Raw genomic sequence first — 17,147 nt, 5'->3', positions numbered from 1 at the left:
CGGGCAGCCGGCTGCCCAACTCGGGGTCGGGCCCGGCCAGCTGGCGCCGCCAGTAGTCGCGCTGTGCCGTGACCACGTCGGCCCGGCCGCGTTGGTCGAGTTGCCGGCAGAAATCCCGGTAGGTGGTGTATTCCACAGCACGCGTTGGTGTTTCGCCCGCCGCGAGCGTCGCCGCCACCTCCGCCAGACCGGCGAGGATCACGTACCAGGACACGACGTCGGTGGCCAGGTGGTGGACACACATCAGCAGGGCGGGTGGCTGTCCCGTGCACCACACCGCCTGCACCATCGAGCCGGTCGTCGGGTCGATGCGGTCCACCGCCGCCCGGCCATGCTCGGCCAGGGCATCGTGTGGATCGGCGTCGACCCGGCACAGCATGTCGCGGGCCCGCACCGCTCCCGGTGGCCGAGTGATCAAGCGATCCTCGGCAAGCACGGACCGCAGCATGTCGTGCCGGTCCAGCAGCACCTGCAACACCACGACGAGGCGGTCTTCGGTGATGTCATCGGGAAGCGTGATGAGCACGTTCTGGGTAAACCGCCGGAAATTTCCGGTTTCGCGCATCCACCACACGATCGGCGCGGGGATCACCTCGCCGTACCGATCGGCATCCAGCGCTGCGGGCAGGGCCGACCCCGCACCACCGTCGATTGCGGCGGCGAGTTCGCGAATCGTGCTGCACTCCAACATCAACCGGGCACGCATCTCGATCCCTCGGGCCCGGGCAGCCCGGACGAGGGACAGTGCCACGATGCTGTCGAGGCCCATCTGCAGGAAGTCCGCCTCGACGTCGACCTGCTCGGTGTCCAGTACCTCGGCGAGCAGGTCGGCCAACACCGCCTCGGTGGGCGTCTCGGCTACCGTCGGTGACGAATCACCGAGATCGATTTCGGCCAAACAGCTCTCGTCGATCTTGCCGTGCGTGGTCAACGGCAGCTCGTCCACGAGAACGATGTGGTTGGGCCACATGTACCGCGGCAGCCGGCTCGTCAACAGGCCGCGCAGTTCGGAGACCGCCGGCTGCTCGGACCCGGCCGCGACGTACGCCGTCAAACGATGTCCGCTGCCGTTGCGACCGGCCAGCACGTGGGCGTTGCGTACGGCGGGATGTCCGAGCAGCACCGCCGTGATCTCGCCGGGCTCGACGCGGAAACCGCGCACCTTGACCTGATCGTCGGTGCGGCCAAGGAATTTCAGTCCCCCGTCCGGCATCCGCCGGACCACGTCGCCGGTGCGGTACATGCGACGCCCGGCGCCGTACGGGTCCGCGACGAATCGGGCGGCCGTCTCCCCGGCACGGCCGAGGTAGCCGCGGGTCAGCTGGTCGCCCGCGAGGTACAGCTCACCGGCCACCCCGTCGGGCACCGGCCGCAGCCACGAATCGAGCACGTGGGCGACGGTGGGCCGGGTCGGACGGCCGATCGAGGGTTGTTCGTGCTCGGCGACGGCGGCGACGACGGCCTCGACCGTGGTTTCGGTCGGGCCGTAACAGTTGTAGGCCGCCATGCCGGTGCGGGCACACTCGTCGCGGATCAGCCGCCAGGCCGGGCCGCCGACGGACTCGCCGCCCAGCGCCAGCACCGCCAGCGGCACCGTCGAGAGCAGCCCGACGTCGCGCAGCTGGGCGAACATCGACGGCGTGGTGTCGATCATGTCGATGCCGAACCGGCCGATGGTCTCGACGAGGGCGTCGGCGTCGCGCTGCGCCTCGTCGCCGACGATGTGCACCGAGTGGCCGTCGAGCAGAGCGGCCAGCGGCTGCCAGGCGGCGTCGAACGTGAACGACCAGGCGTGCGCGATCAGCAGCGGGTGGCCGGTGCGGGCGGTGGCGGGACGCAGAATGTGCTCGGCGTGATCGTCGGCGTAGGCGAGCAGGGCCTGGTGCGTCCCGACCACGCCCTTGGGCCGCCCGGTGGTGCCCGACGTGAACACCACATAGGCCGCCTGTTGTGGATCCACCACGGCAGGCCGGAAGTCGGCGGGCGGTTCGGCCGTGGACGAGGCGACCATCGCTTCGTCGACCACCACCGGCGCACCGGTCTGGCGCAGGATGTCGGCGATGCGATCGGCGGGCATCGCCGGATCCAGCGGGACGATCAGGCCGCCCGCCTTGAGCACCGCCAGCATGGCCACCACGTAGTCCGGCCCGCGGGACAGCCCTATCGCCACCGGTGTCTCGGCGCCCACGCCACGGTCGACCAGCACCGCGGCCAGTCGATCGGCCGCCTCGTCAAGTTGCCGATAAGTCAGGCTGCCGTGTTCCCACGTCAGCGCCACCGAACCCAGTCGGCCACCGGCCACCTCGGTGAATTTCGTGTGCACGCCGGTGCCGGTCGAACCCGCGGCGGCGGGACGCACCGCGAGGCGCTCGGCCTCGTCGGGCAGCAGAACGCCGACGTCGCGAAGCGGGCCGTCCCATCCCTTGATGAGGCGTTGCACCGTCGCAATGACGCGCTCCCCCAGACGTCGCGGGCTCATTGATCCGAGGGCGCCGTCGATCACCTCCACCAGCACCGTGAGTTCGCCGCCGGTCAGATGGGCGGCGATGGTGACCGGGAAATGCGAAAGGCTTTCCAGCGCAGCGGGTATGAACATCGCCCCGTTTGCGCTGAACTCGGCACTTCCGACTACACCGGCCGGCGGGAAGTTCTCGTACACCAGCAGCGTGTCGAACATCTCGCCGATACCCGCGATCGTGCGCAGCTCGGCGTGACCCAGGTAGCCGTGATCGCGCAGGGCGGCGGCCTCACGCTGCAGCGCCAGGCACTGCTCTCCCACCGGCGCCGACGGGTCCAGCCGCACCCGCAGCGGAACCGTGTTGATGAACAGGCCGACCATCGACTCCACGCCGGAGATTTCGCCGGGCCGACCGGACACGGTGACACCGAATACCACGTCGCTGCGGTCCGTGAATGCCGACAGCATTGTCGCCCAGGCTATTTGGACGATGGTGTTGAGTGTGACCCCCCGGGCCCGGGCGGCGTCCGTGAGTCGGCGGGTGGCGTCGGCATCGAGCGTCAACTCGGTGATGGTCGGGATGCCGCGCGGTGGCTCGGCACCGGTCAATGCCGGTGTCAGCAGGGTCGAGCCGTCGATATCGGCTAGGTGCCGTCGCCACAGCTCGCGGCTGGCGTCCTGGTCACGCCCGGCCAGCCAACCGATGTAGTCGCGGTAGGGCCGCGGCGGCGGCGGCAACGCCGTGATGTCGCCCTCGGCTCGATACAGGCTGATGAGTTCGGAGATGAACAGCGGCAGGGACCACCCGTCGATGACGATGTGATGGGCGACGACGACCAGACGCCAACGCGGACCGGGCAATTCGATGAGCAGGAACCGGATCACCGGACCGCGTTCGAGATCGAACCCTTGCCGCCGCTCCTCGGCTTCAAGGGATTCCACCTGTTCGGGTGTGGCGGCAACCGTGCGCCATGGCAACTCGACATCAGTGGGGATCACCTGCACGGGCCGGCTGAGATTGCCGCGGAAGAAGCTGGCGCGCAGGTTGGGGTGGCGCACCAGCATCGAGGCCGTGCACCGACGCAACAGCCCGACGTCGAGCGCGCCGGTGATGTCGGCGGCCATCGCGATGGTGTACGGATCCGCGTCGTCTTCGTGGTCGGTCAGCGCCGCCATCGAGTAGAGGCCCTGCTGCAGCGGGCTCAGCGCCAGCACGTCCTCGATGGCCGCGCGCCGCTCGGTTCCCGACTGCGTCGTCGTCACGGTGAGGACTCCCATGACGACGTCAGCGCCGCCAGTTCGTCGTCGGACAATCCCGACGCGGTCATCGGGGCATGGTGGACATCGGTTGTGGCGGATTCGCCGACGCCGTCGTCCAACACGGCGGCCAGGTCATCTACCGCGGGATGCTCGAACACCATCCGCGGCGTCAGGTTGATGCCCGCGTCGCGGGCCCTGGCGGCCAGTTGGACCGCCATGATGCTGTCCCCGCCCAGGCTGAAGAAGTCGTCACTGCGGGACACTTCGGCGACGCCGAGCAGGTCGACGAGCATCGCGGCCAGCGCGCGTTCGGTGTCGGTGCTCGGAGGCTCGCCGAGTCCGGCCGACTTCACGGGCTGCTCGACGCGAGCGGCCTGGGCATGACTGCGGCTCCGTTGCTCGGCGATGCGCCGCATCTCCTCGGCGTCGCCGATCACGACATCGCCCAGCAGGGTGTCCGGCGCCGCGGCGAAGGCGTCGATCACCCGACCCAGCCAGCCGACGAGCCGGTGTGCGGTCGCGCGCTCGTACAACTCGGGACGGTAGATGACGTGGCCGCGGTAGCCATCCTCGGAAGCGAAGAAGTTCACGGACAGATCTATGTGTGCGACATCGAAGGTCGGCTCCAGCACGGTGAATGTCGTGTCGCCGTCGGGTCCGCTTTCGATGACGTTATGTTCGCGCAAGGTCTCTCGGACGTGCACCACCACCTGGAACAGCGGGTTGCGCGACAGCGACCGCACCGGCTTCACGGCGTCGACGACCTGATCGAACGGCAGATCCTGGTTCGCGTACGCGGCCAGCGCCGTCTCGCGCGTCCGCAGCAGCACGTCGCGCAACGACGGGTTGCCGGACAGATCGTTGCGCAGCACCACGAAGTTGACGAAGAACCCGACCAGTTGCTCCAACTCAGCCTCGGTGCGTCCGGCCACCGGAGTGCCGATCGGAATGTCGGTCCCCGCACCTGCCCTGTGCAGGGCGACGGCGACCGCCGCCTGTAACAACATGAACTCGGTGACACCAAGCTCGCGGCTCAGCGCGGCAAGCTTGTCGCGGGTGGCGGGCTCGATGACGAATTCGATGGAGTCGCCGACGCCACTGGGCACCCGCGGGCGCACGAAATCCGTCCGCAGACCGGTCTCTTCGGGTAGGCCCTCCAGCTGGGTGGTCCAGTACTCGCGTTGCGGGCCGACGAAGTCGCCGGCAGGATCCATCAAACTCGCCTGCCATGCCCCGTAGTCCGCATACTGCACCGGCAGCGGCGCCCAGGCGGGTGGTTGTTCGTTGCGACGGGCCCGGTATGCCGTAGTCAGGTCGGTGAACAACACGCCGGCCGACCAGTGGTCGCCTGCGATGTGGTGCAGCACCAACGACAGCACATGCTGGTCCGGCTGTTGCAACACCGCGGCCCGAATCGGCCAGTCCTGCTCGAGGTCGAGCACGTGGCCGCGCTCGCGGTCAAGCTCGGCCTGCAGCCAATCCTCTCCGTCGCCGGATGCGCGACGCACGGGGACGTTCGCGGCCGGGTTGACGATTTGGTGTGGCACACCGTCAATCTCGCGGTAGGTGGTCCGCAGGATCTCGTGCCGGGCGACGACGTCGCTGATCGCTGCTTGCAGCGCTTCGATGTCGCATGGTCCGTGCAGTCGTGCGGCGAACGGGATGTTGTTGAGCGCGCTGGGCCCTTCGACGCGGTAGGCGAACCAGCTGCGCAGCTGCGACGGCGACAGCCGCGCAGGCCCGTCGTGCGGCACCGGGATCAACGGCAGCCGAGTCGATTCCGTCTCCCCCGACGCCAGTGCATCGACGTGCTCGGCGATCCGAGCCACCGTTCCGAGCTCGAATACCTCCCGCACGCCGATGTCCACGCCGCACCTTGAGCGGATCGCGACGACCAGCTTGGTGGCCAGCAGCGAGTGCCCGCCGAGGTCGAAGAACGAGTCGTCGGCGCCGACGCGATCCCGGCCGGTCAACTCGCCGAACGTGGCGGCGAGCCGGCGTTCCGTTTCGGTCGTGGGTTCTCGGAACTCGTTGGCGGACAATATCTCCGGATCCGGCAACGCTGCGCGGTCGATCTTTCCGTGTGCGGTGATGGGGATCTCGTCGAGCACCACGTAGCCGGCAGGCACCATGTATTCGGGCAGCGCGGCGGCAACGCGCGCGCGGATGCGGTCGACGTCGACGTCCTCGGCGTCCGATGCCGGGGTCAGGTATCCGACGAGGCTCTTGCCGAGCCGAGGCAGATCGCTGACCATCACCACCGCCTGGCCGACGCTGGGGTCGACGGAGATCGCCGCGGCCACATCGCCGAGTTCGATGCGGAAGCCGCGGATCTTGACCTGTTCGTCAGCTCGGCCGACGTATTCGATGTCGCCGTCGGCGTTGCGCCGCGCCAGGTCGCCGGAGCGATAGAGCCGGCCGCCAGGGGTGAACGGGTCGGCGACGAAGCGTTCGGCGGTCAATGCCGGCCGACGGTGGTAGCCGTGCGCGACATGGGTTCCGCCGATGTAGATCTCGCCGATCACGCCGACCGGTACCGGTCGCAACGCATCGTCGAGGAGGTGGATGGCGGTATTGATCTTGGGCCGGCCAATCGGCACAATCCGGGTGCCCTGCCTGCCCTCGACCTTGTACCGGCTCGCATTGATGATGGTCTCGGTCGGGCCGTAGAAGTTGTGCAGCAGCGCGTCGAACGTGGCGTGGAACTTGTCGGCGACCTCGCCGGGTAGCGCCTCACCGCCGATCGGCACGCGGCGCAGCGTGCGCCACTGATTCACTCCCGGCAGCGAGAGGAACAGGCCGAGCAGCGACGGGACGAAGTGCATCGAGGTGATGCCCTCGTGACTCAACAGGTCGGTGAGGTAGCCGATGTCGCGCAGCCCGTCGGGTCGCGGTATCACCAGCCGTGCCCCACACGCCAGGGTGCCGAACACCTCGGCGATCGAGACATCGAAACTGGGCGAGGCCACCTGCAGCAGCCGGTCGCGGTCGTCGACCTGATACTCGCCGCCGAACCACACGAAGAACTCGGCGACCGGGCGGTGCGGCACCGGAACACCTTTGGGCAGTCCGGTCGAACCCGACGTGTAAATGAGGTATGCGGTGTTATCCGGCCGCAGCGGGCGCACCCTGTCGTCATCGGTGAGATCGTCGGTTCGGCAACCGTCCAACCCCGACACCGGCTCGCGCAGAACCAGTTTCGGGTCGGAGTCGTCGAGAATAAAGGCGAGGCGGTCCTCCGGATACGTGGGATCGACCGGCTGGTAGACCGCCCCGGCCTTGACAATGCCCAGCGCGGTGATAACCAGTTCGGGCGACCTGTCGAGCAGCACCGCCACCCGGTCCTCCGTGCCGATCCCCTGCCCGATCAACCAGTGCGCTACCCGGTTGGCGGCCTCGTTGATCTCCCGGTACGTGTAATGGCGACCCTCGTACACCACGGCAGCCGCATCCGGTGTACGGGCCACCTGATCCGCCACCAGTTCGGTGAGTGTGGTCGCCGCGGTACGGAATTCCTCACCGTGCGACACCTCGCGCGTCCATACGGCGTCGGCGGCGGTCATCACGTCGAGTTCGCTCAACGGCCGGTCGGGGTCGGCCAGTGCGTTTTCGAGCAGTACGACGAAGTGGTCGAGCAGCTGACGGGCCAGCGCCGGCTCGATGACTTCGATGAGGTGCTCGCACTCGACCAGCGCGCCGGAGGCATCGAATTCGACCATGAACCCCAATGGCAGCTGGGTGATCTGGCTGCGCAGCTCCGCGCGTTCGCAGTGCACGCCGGGCGGGTTGAACCCGCCGCCGTCCGGCTCGCGGAAGCCGAAGCTGACCCTGGTCATGCGTTCGGCGCCGTGGCGACGGTCCGGGTTCAGTTCTCGTACCACGCGGTCGAGGTTGATCCGCTGGTGTGCGAATGCGCCGGCTGCGGTATCACGGGTCTGGTTGAGCAATACCCGGAATCTCATCGACGACTGTGGGCGCAGCCGCATGGCGACCGTGTTGCCGTAGTAGCCGATGGTGTCGTCGCTGCCGGTTCCATGGTTGAGAACCGGTGTGGCCACCAGGAAGTCGTCGGTGTGGGTGTAGCGCTCGACGAGCGCGCCGAATACGGCCAGCAGCACCATGTAGGGGGTGCTGCCGGTGTCGCGGGCCAACGCGATCACCCGCTCGACGGTGACCGGGCCGAGCCGCGCGGTGCGCCGCTGCGAGCGCCAACTGGTCGGCACCGCCGAGCCCGTCGGCCCCGGAAGTTCCAGCGGCTCGGGCGGATCGGCGAGCTCCGACCGCCAGTACTCGAGGTCGATCTCGGCGGTGTCCGCGTCAAGAGTCTCCGCCGACCGCGTTTGGGCTCCGAGTGCGACTCCGGTGTACGCGCTGGTTAGGTCGTTGAAGAACACCCGCCACGACCCGTCGTCCCACGCGATGTGGTGAGCGACCAAGAGCATGACGTGTTCACGGGAACCGCTGCGCACCCAGGTGATGCGCAGCGGTGCGTCGGTGGCGAGGTCGAACGGCGCCGCGAACTCCCGCTGTGCCAGCACCTCCAGGCGCAGCCGCCGAGCGTGCTCGGACAGCTCCGACAGGTCGTGTTCGGCCCAGCCCGGCATCAGGTCGGAATGCACGGTCTCGCGCGGTTCGCCGTCCTCGTCGGCGGCATACGTGGTCCGCAGCACGCTGTGGCGACGCGCCACTGCGTTGACGGAGTCGCGCAACCGTGCGGCGTCGACGTCGCCGGTGATGCGGTAGGACACGCACACGTTGAGCAGTGCGCCGGTGGGATCGGCGGTCTGCACGAACCACATTCGGCGCTGACCGTCGGAGAGTCCGCCGACCGGCCGCGGCGCGGACTGCTCGCTGTGCGCCCGCAACCCCCGTTCGGCGAGTCTGCGGTGCAGCAACTCCAGCCGCTGCTGGTCGAGCCGGCTGCCGGCGTCGATGTCGGTCACGGGCGTCGTTCCACTTTCTGCCCGAGGCGCGCGATCAATTCGCTGCCGGTGAGACCGCTCAGCAGTGTCGCGAGCGGGATGGATCGGCCGGTGACCCTTTTGATCCGCTTGCGCAGATCGATGGCGAGCAACGAGTCGACGCCGAGATCGAATAGCGACGCATCGAGGTCCAGTGCCGCGCCCGCGACATTGAGCACGGCGGCGAGCTCCGCCGTGACGATCTGTCGGTTGTCGGCCGGAGCAGTTGCGGCCGTCGGCTCCGGATCGGTCGCGCCTTGACTGCTGACGAACATTCGCAGGCGGTCGGCGTCAGCGGCGAGAACCAGCGGGTCGACGGGATAATCGAACAGGCTGGCCTCGATTGCGGGCACGGCGGGCATCGGCCGCAGGCCCGCGCGCTCCACACGGGCGGCCTCGGCGTCGTCGACGATGCCGCGCCCCTCCCACAGCCCCCACCGCACCGCGAAGCAGCGCAATCCCATCGCGCGCAGTTGCCCGGCCGTCACGTCAAGGATTCGGTTAGCCGCCGCGTAGGCCGCGCCGCCCTTCCCTCCCCACACCCCGATCACAGATGAGCACAACAGGATTCGGGCGTCTGACTTTAACGGCCACGTGTCGACGACGTGCGAGAGGCCGACGGTCTTGGCTGCCGTGTTGGCAATCAGCGACGCTGCATTGATGCGTTCTCGGGTGGCGAGCGTGGCCGTTCCGGCGGCGTGGATCAGCAGGGATGCGCCGTCGGCTGCGAACTCCGCAGCGACCGCAGAGACGTGGTCGCTGTCGGTGAGATCACATGGGACAGCGATGATCTCGGTGTCGGAACCGTTCCGCAGTTCGTCGAGCACCGCTTCGTCGACACCGCGCCGGCCAAGCAGCACGATGCGTCCGGCACCGCGTTCGGCCAGATAGCGCGCATAGTGCAGGCCGATGGCACCGGTGCCGCCGGCGATCACGACGTTGTCCAGTACGCCTGACTCCAGCGGCCAGCGTGGTGCGGAGAGTTCGCCCCGAACCTGTTCGCGCACCTCGCGCCGGTACAGCACCGGCCCGGCCGCAGATTCGCGCAGCGCGACCTCGCTTGTGTCGGTCAGTAACGCATCGATGATGGTTTCCAGCGGCACCGTCGCTTCGTCCCATGTCGGAAGGTCGAGGTGACGGAAGGTTTGGTCGGGATGTTCGAGTCCGATACTGCGGTGCATGGCGGCCAGCGCGGCCTGGGCGGGCAATGGCACCGACTCGCCGGGCCGCACCTGCTCTCCCCCGGCCGTCACCAACCACACCTCGCGGCACCGTGGGCCGATGGCGTCTACGTAGTTCAGCAGCCCGGCACCGACCGATGCGGCGAGGTCATCGATAGCTCGAACCGCATCCGATTGGTCCAGCGGCGGCGCGACCACCACGAGTGTGTCGGCGTCTGCCGCCGGTGCCGCGGACACACCGGGATAGCGCTCGATCGCCGCGCGTAACGTTGTGCAGAGCGCGGTGTCCGCACCACGGTCGAGCACCGCAATGCGGCGTGTCGACAAGGACACCGCGAGCGCGGGGAGTGACGTATGCACCCAGGTTTCGAGGGCGATGGTCAGCTTCGGCGGTGGTGGCAGCGGATCGGGCACGACCCACATGTGCACCGCCTTCATCGGCGCATTCGGGAACTCGCTCAGCGGCCGCTGCGAGACGTCGACTAGGTCGGTCCATCGGTAGCCGGGGTCGGTGACCGCGGCAGCGGCGATGTTGGCGGACAGCACCTCGGTCAGCGGTTCATCGCGTCGACCGGACCCGGCCAGCACGGCGGCGTCGTCGGCCAGGTCGGCGAGCGCATACAGGAGCGAGGGATGAGCCGACATCTCGATGAAGGCGCCTGCGCCACCGCCGAGTGCCGAGTCGATTGCGCGATCGAAACGCACCGTGTTGCGCAGGTTTTCACACCAGTAGTCGGCGAAGTCGGTGTTTGCATCGACGACGGCGACGGTCGTGGATCCGATGAATTGGATGGGGGCGTCGGTGAATCGGGTGCGCGGCAACCGCGATCGCAGTTCGTCGCGGAGCGGTTCGAGCGCGCTGGTGTGGCCCGGATAGTCGACGGCGATCTGCCGGGCGAGCTGCCCGCGGCCGTCGACGGTGTCGGTGATGGCGGTAACCGCGTCGCGGTCCCCCGACACCACGACCGACGAATCGGAATTGACTGCCGACAGCTCGAGCCATCCGTCGGTCGCGGCGATGAGCTCCTGCGCTTCGGCGGCGGAGATACCGAGCACCGTCATGCCGTACGTGCCGGGCAGTAGGTCGACGACATGGGCCCGCGCGGCGACTGCCGCGACCGCATCGGGCAGTGAGATCATTTCCGCTACGTAGGCCGCGCCGATTTCGCCGAGGCTGTGACCGACCGTGATGTCGGGCCGGACACCGCAATTCCGCCAGACCTCGGCCAGCGCGACCGCGTGGGTGAACTGAGCACCTTGCGTCTCGATCTGGGAGAACGTCTGCGCGCCGCATTCGCCGGTCAGGTACGGCAGAGGGGAGGCGCCGCCGTGCTCGGCGAACGCGGCGGCGCAGCGATCGGCCTCGGCGCGGTAGGCGGGCAGCCGGTCGTAGGCCTGCGCACCCATTCCCGGCCATTGCGTGCCCTGGCCGGGGAACACGAATGCCAGTCGCGAGCACGCACTTTCGGACGACCTGGCTACCAGCGGATGCTCCCGGCCGGCGGCAATTGCCCGCAGCCCGTCGGCGAGCTCGGTTCGATCGGTGGCCCGGATCACCGTTCGGTGGCGACGGGTCCGACGGGTGCGCAGCAGGGTCGCGGCGACGGATTCGACGCCGGGTGACCGGTCCAGGTAGCGCAGGATCACCTCGGCGTCGCCCTTGATGAGATCCTCGTCATGCGCGCTCAACAGGACGGGGACGCGTCCGTCGGGGAAAGTCAGCGGAGACATCATTCGGCGTACTCCCCGTCGGTTGTTTTGCTCCTTGCGTGCGCGGCGGGCATCGACACGATCACGTGCGAGTTCGTGCCACTCATCCCGAACGCCGACACTGCCGCCAGCCGGCCTCCGTCACGGGCGGGCCATCGGAGCAGCTTGTCGGCCAGCCGCAACCCCTGGGCTTCCCAATCGATCTCGCGGCTGTACTCGTCGACGTGCAGCATCGGCGGGATCGTCTGCCGGTCCCCGGCGATGACGACCTTCGCGAGGCCGAGTGCCCCGGCCGCAGCCTGAGTGTGCCCGAGATTGGACTTGACCGATCCGAGCATTGCGCCGCGCCCAGGCTCGGTCGCGCCATACGTGGCGGCCAGCGATCTCAACTCGGTGCGGTCGCCGATTCGGGTGCCGGTGCCATGGCCCTCGATCATTCCGATGTCGACGGGTCGGACTCCGGCCTGTTCGATGGCGCGTCGAAACAGTCGTTCCTGGGCGGGGCCACTCGGCGCGGTCAAACCGGTGCTGCGGCCATCCTGGTTGATGCAGGTGGCCCGAACCTCGGCGAGGATGCGGCGGCCATCCCGCAGCGCCCCCGACCGGCGCTGCAGGACGAAAACCGCTGCGCCCTCGGCCCATACCGTGCCGCTGGCGTGCGCGCTGTAGGGGCGGCAGTGCCCGTCATCGGACAGCGCATGCTGTTTGGAGAATTCCACGAAGTAGCCGGGCGACCCCATCACGCACACCCCGCCGGCCAGCGCGAGGTCGCAGTCACCGATTCGCAGCGCCTGCGTCGCGAGGTGGAATGCGACCAGGGCTGACGAGCACGACGTGTCGATGGTCAACGCGGGACCGGCCAGGCCGAGGGTGAAGGCAATGCGTCCAGAGATCACCCCGAGCGACGTGCCGGTCATCAGATGCCCGGTATGGCTGGAGTATTCGGCGAGCTCAGGCCCGTATCCGGTGAGCGATGCCCCGATGTAACAGCCGACGTCATGGCCCGCCAGGTCGTCGGGATTGATGCCGCTGTTCTCCAACGCGCGCCACGCCAGTCGCAGGGCGACGCGCTGTTGTGGATCCATCGCGACCGCCTCGCGTGGCGAGATCCCGAAGAAGCCGGGGTCGAAGTTTCCTGCGCCGGTGAGGAACCCGCCGAGGTCGCGGATCGGCTTGAAGCCGTCGCGGCGCGAGCCGTCGAGCACGTCGCGTACCGACCATCCGCGGTCCGCCGGGAACGGCACCAGCGCCTCGCGCTGCTCGGCGAGAAGTGACCAGTAGTCGTCCGCGGTCTCCACGCCGCCGGGTGCCTCGAGCGCCATGCCGGCGATCACAATGGGATCGCCGGCCTGCGCGCCGCCGCTAGCACTCATCGATCAGCTGGGCCACGGCATCGACGTGGTCGTTGACGTAGAAGTGTCCGCCGTCAAACAGCGACAGTGTGAAGGCGCCGGCGGTGTGGAACTTCCACTCCTGCAGCATGTCTTCTGAGATCCGATGGTCACTGCGTCCGCCGAGTGTATGGAGGTCGGCGCCGATCGCTACGTAGCGGCCGCAGGAGTAGCGGTTGAAGGCCTGGTAGTCCGCCCGCACTGCGGGCAGCAGCAAGTCGACGAAATCCGCGTCCGCGAGCAGACGGGGATCGGTACCGCCGAGATCGACCATGTCGGCGAGCAGTTCGCGGTCGGTGGTGGGAGCCGGCGGTCCGCCCGCGACGGCCGACGGCGCCTGGCTCGCAGACGCCCAGAGCTGCTGCACGGTCAGGCCCGCACTCTCGGCGATGCGGGCGAACTCGAAGGCCACCACCGCGCCCATGCAGTGACCGAACAGTTTCAGCGGCCCCACCTTCTTCCAGTCGCCGGCGTGGAAGAGGTCGGTTGCGAGGTCCTCGATCGTCGCTGCGGCGGGATGGGTAAGACGGTCGGCGCGCTGCGGGTATTGCACCAGGTAGGCGTCGGTGCCGTTGCGCGCCAATGCTGTTGTGAAGGTGCGATACGCGGCTGCCGCACCGCCGGCGTGCGGGAACACCACGGTGGCACCGCCGGGCCTGACGCCCGGGAATCGTTTGACCCAGGCCTCGAACCGGATCCCGGTGCTTTCGTCGATCATCGCTACCGGGCCGATGCCGCATCGAGGGCCGAGAGCACATCGGCGGTGTCCATATCGGCGACTTCCAGATACAGCTCGGCGACTCGTTCCAGCCGGTCGCTGGCCGGCTCGCGTGCTGTCAGCAAGTGCGCCAGCGCGGAAACCGTTCGGGCCGCAAAGATGTCGGCGACCATGACCGTCGGCGTGTCCAGCCATTCGCGCACACGCGCGACCGCCGTCGTCGCCAGCACCGAATCGCCGCCCAGCTTGAAGAAGTCGTCGTCAACCCCGATCCCGGCGACACCGAGCAACGCTGCGATGATTTGCGCGAGTGCCGACTCAAGCACACTCGACGGTTCGCGGCGCTCGGGCTGCTCACCATTGACGGCTTCGGCCAACACTCGCGCGACGGCGCGGCGATCCATCTTGCCGCCGACGGTGAACGGGATCCGATCGACGATTTCAATATGCCGCGGAACCATATGCAGTGGAATGACTTTCGCGGCAACACGGCTCACGTCGACCTCGCTCAGCCCCGGCCGGTCGGTCACCACCGCAGCGGCCAGCATGTCGTCCACGACAGCCGCGACTGCGCCACAGACACCCGGCACTCGGCGCAGCGCGGCCTCGACATCACCGAGTTCGATGCGATACCCACTTACCTTGATCCGGTGGTCGGCCCTGCCGACGAACTCGAGCGTTCCGTCCGGCCAATAGCGGGCCAGGTCGCCGGTGCGATACCAGGTCCGGCCGGCGCATTCGACGAACCGTTCGCCGGTCAGATCCGGTCGTCCCCGATAGCCTCGGGCGATACCGCGACCCGCTACCCACAACTCCCCCGCCACCCAGTCCGGGCAGTCCTGGCCGGCCGAATTCACCACGCGGCAAGCGATATTCGTGAACGGTTTGCCGTACGGCACCGCGGTCCAGTCCGGCGGCGCGTCTTCGACCTCGCAGATGGTGGCGTGCACCGCGGTTTCAGTCGCACCACCCAGACCGGCGAACCGCACATTCGGCGACTCGACCCGCAGCCGGCGCGCCATCGCCGGATCCACCCAGTCGCCGCCGGTCGGCACCACCCGTACCGACGTCAGCCTGCCTGCACCGACCTCGAGCAGCATCTCCAACCAGCCGGGCAGGAAGTTCAGCACGGTGACGCGGTGGGTGTCGATCAGCCGGGCCCACTGGTCGGGGTCGCCGCGTTGCTCCTCGTCGACGATGACGATCGCGCCGCCGGCCGTCAATGTGCCAAACACGTCGAGCACCGACATGTCGCACTCCAGCGTGGATAGGGCAAGGCTCCGGTCAGTGGGCCCGATGTCGAAGTGGCCGTTGAGGAACTCGATGGAGTTCATCGCGGCATCGTGGGTGACCTCCACACCCTTGGGCTCGCCCGTCGATCCCGACGTGAACAATACGTACGCGAGCTCTGCGGGATCGGTTGCCGCCGGGCTGAATCCGGTGGCACGCCGTCCCACCCTGAGCGCCTCGGACACGGTAAGCGCTGGCAGCCACGTCGGCGGCCCATCGCCACAGAACAGCGCCATGCGGACGTCGCCGTTGCGCAGCATTCGCTCCGCGCGTTCGGCCGGCTGGTCGATCCCGACCGGAACATAAACCGCGCCGGCGGCCAGGACGGCCAGCATCGCGGTGACCTGCTCGGCGTTCTTGGGCCCCATCACCGCCACGGTGTCGCCGGACTTGGTACCGGCGACAATCAGGGCAGCGGCGACCGACAGCACCTGCTCCCGCAACTGCGCATACGTCAGCGTTCCGCCCGGGCCGATTACGGCGGTGGCTGCCGGGTGGGCCACCGCGGAGGCGAAGAAGCCGTGATGCAACGAATGTCCGCTGGGCGCAGCGGTTGTGGAGTTGGCCGCCTCGCGGACCGCGCGCTGAGATTCGGTGAGCAGCGGTGCCGCCGGGGAGTCCCAATCCGTCTCGTTCTTGGCGAGACGTTGCAACTCGTCGACGTGGCGCTCGAACATCGCGTCGATGACACCGGGCCGGAAGGCGTCCTCGCGAACGTCCCAGTTGATCAGCACACCGCCGTCGAATTCGGTGACCTGCGCGTCGAGAAGCACCTGGGGGCCTTGCGAATTGATCCAGACCGCCGAACCGAAGGCCGCCGTCACATCGTCGCCGAACAACTCGCCGAGGCCTAGCGCGCTGGTGAACACGACCGGTGCCAGCACCTGGGATCCGCGATGGCGGCCGAGGTCACGCAGTACCGACAGCCCGGGATAGTCGGCATGCGCGGCCGCGGCCTGGAAGGTTTCTTGCACCGCCCGCGCTCGTGCGGCGGCGGTGCCGGCCTGACCCAGGTCGACGTCGAGCAACAGCGATGAAGTGAAGTCCCCGACCAGCCGATCGACGTCGGCGTGGCGCTGTTCGCGGCCGAAAAGTGGGACGTTGAGCAGGAAGCGGGGTTCGGCCGACCAGCCGGCCAGCGCCTCGGCGAACGAGGCGGCCAGCGCCATCGCCGGGGTGATGCCCCGGCTGCGCGCGGCGGCGAACAGCGCGTCGCGGGTCGAGGTGTCCAGCCGGTGCCAGCGCCGGGTCGTCCGGTGCGGGTCCGCCTGATCGGCAACGGGAACCAGCGGCAGTCGCGGCGGATCGGGCAGATCGGGAATTCGGTTCGACCACCAGTCGTGGTCCGCGTCGGCGGCCGGGTTGCGCAGGGACGCCGCCTGGCGGTATTCGCGGTAGGAGTAGCCGAGCGGCGGGAGGTGCTGTCCGCGGTAGAGCGCCGCCAGGTCAGCCATCAGCGTGCGGTAACTCATTGCGTCGGCGGCCTGCATGTCGAGATCGACGTGCAGACGGCTGCGTTCCCCCGGCAGCAGCGACAGCGTCAGTTCGAGCACCTGCCCGGTCAGCTGCTGGTGCGACTTGGCATGTCGGGTGGCGGCGAGCAATTCTGCGACGTCCCCGGCGGCCTCGTCGCGCAGGTCATGGACGGCGACGGGAAACTCCGTCGGCGCCGGGTCGATGCGCTGTGTGCCGTCGGGTAGGAACTCGACCCGCAGCATCGGGTGCCGCGCGGCCAGCTCGGTCGCCGCCGCGGACAGCCGGTCCGGGTCGACGGCACTACCGTCGAATTCGACGTATAGGTGCGCCGAGACGCCACCGAGTTGCTGATCGCTTTGCCGACCAACCCACAGCGCGTGCTGCATCGGTGCGAGCGGAAAGGGCGCCCCGGCAAGCCAATCCGGCTCCGTGGGCTCGGTGCCGGGCTCGACGGCGGCCGCGATCGCCGTGGACATCAGCGCAGACCACGCCTGCACGGACGGTTCGGCGGCCAGATCGGCGAACGAGATGTCCACACCGCGCTTCCGCCAGCGACCGGCCAGCGACATCATCCGGATGGAATCCAGCCCCTGGCCAATCAGGTCCCCGTTGGTATCGACAGCATCGACGCTGACACCGAGAAGTTCGGCGACCTCCTCACGGACGGTCTGCGAATTCGCAGCAGCAGCATCTGCCACAATG

The 17,147-nt window shown here is 68.5% G+C and carries 6 protein-coding genes; all 6 read right to left on the bottom strand.

Annotation, left to right across the window (positions count from 1 at the left end):
- Positions 1-3,721, bottom strand: a 3,721-nt coding sequence (locus ACRDU5_RS09245; RefSeq protein WP_526614178.1) for a non-ribosomal peptide synthetase, incomplete at its 3' end; no start/stop codon positions are given.
- Entirely contained in the window at positions 3,718-8,661 is a 4,944-nt protein-coding gene (locus ACRDU5_RS09240) for an amino acid adenylation domain-containing protein (RefSeq protein WP_526614177.1), read from the bottom strand. The genes ACRDU5_RS09245 and ACRDU5_RS09240, both read right to left, overlap by 4 nt.
- Positions 8,658-11,591 carry a mycobactin polyketide synthase MbtD gene (gene mbtD, locus ACRDU5_RS09235; protein ID WP_526614182.1) on the bottom strand — a complete coding sequence of 978 codons (2,934 nt, stop codon included), beginning with the start codon at positions 11,589-11,591 and terminating at the stop codon, positions 8,658-8,660. Before mbtD ends, ACRDU5_RS09240 begins: the two co-directional genes overlap by 4 nt.
- The gene (locus tag ACRDU5_RS09230) at positions 11,591-12,943 is read right to left on the bottom strand and encodes a beta-ketoacyl [acyl carrier protein] synthase domain-containing protein (protein ID WP_526614176.1); all 1,353 of its coding nucleotides are present in this window, start codon (positions 12,941-12,943) and stop codon (positions 11,591-11,593) included. The genes mbtD and ACRDU5_RS09230 overlap by 1 nt, the downstream gene beginning before the upstream one ends.
- Complete coding sequence (locus tag ACRDU5_RS09225; protein ID WP_526614175.1) at positions 12,933-13,679, bottom strand: thioesterase II family protein; 747 nt, start codon at positions 13,677-13,679, stop codon at positions 12,933-12,935. The genes ACRDU5_RS09230 and ACRDU5_RS09225 overlap by 11 nt, the downstream gene beginning before the upstream one ends.
- A gap of 2 nt (positions 13,680-13,681) precedes the next feature.
- Complete coding sequence (locus ACRDU5_RS09220; protein ID WP_526614181.1) at positions 13,682-17,146, bottom strand: non-ribosomal peptide synthetase; 3,465 nt, start codon at positions 17,144-17,146, stop codon at positions 13,682-13,684.
- Position 17,147 lies beyond the last annotated feature (1 nt).

This window comes from Mycobacterium sp., from assembly GCF_050701515.1.
Taxonomy (GTDB): domain Bacteria; phylum Actinomycetota; class Actinomycetes; order Mycobacteriales; family Mycobacteriaceae; genus Mycobacterium.
Note: the sequence above shows the minus strand (reverse complement) of the source record. Positions and strands in the feature narration are given on the sequence as shown.

Excerpts from the sequence above, each read along its gene's own strand:
- mbtD (WP_526614182.1), bottom strand. The coding sequence starts at position 11,591 with ATGTCTCCGCTGACTTTCCCCGACGGACGCGTCCCCGTCCTGTTGAGC.
- ACRDU5_RS09225 (WP_526614175.1), bottom strand. The coding sequence starts at position 13,679 with ATGATCGACGAAAGCACCGGGATCCGGTTCGAGGCCTGGGTCAAACGA.
- ACRDU5_RS09230 (WP_526614176.1), bottom strand. The coding sequence starts at position 12,943 with ATGAGTGCTAGCGGCGGCGCGCAGGCCGGCGATCCCATTGTGATCGCC.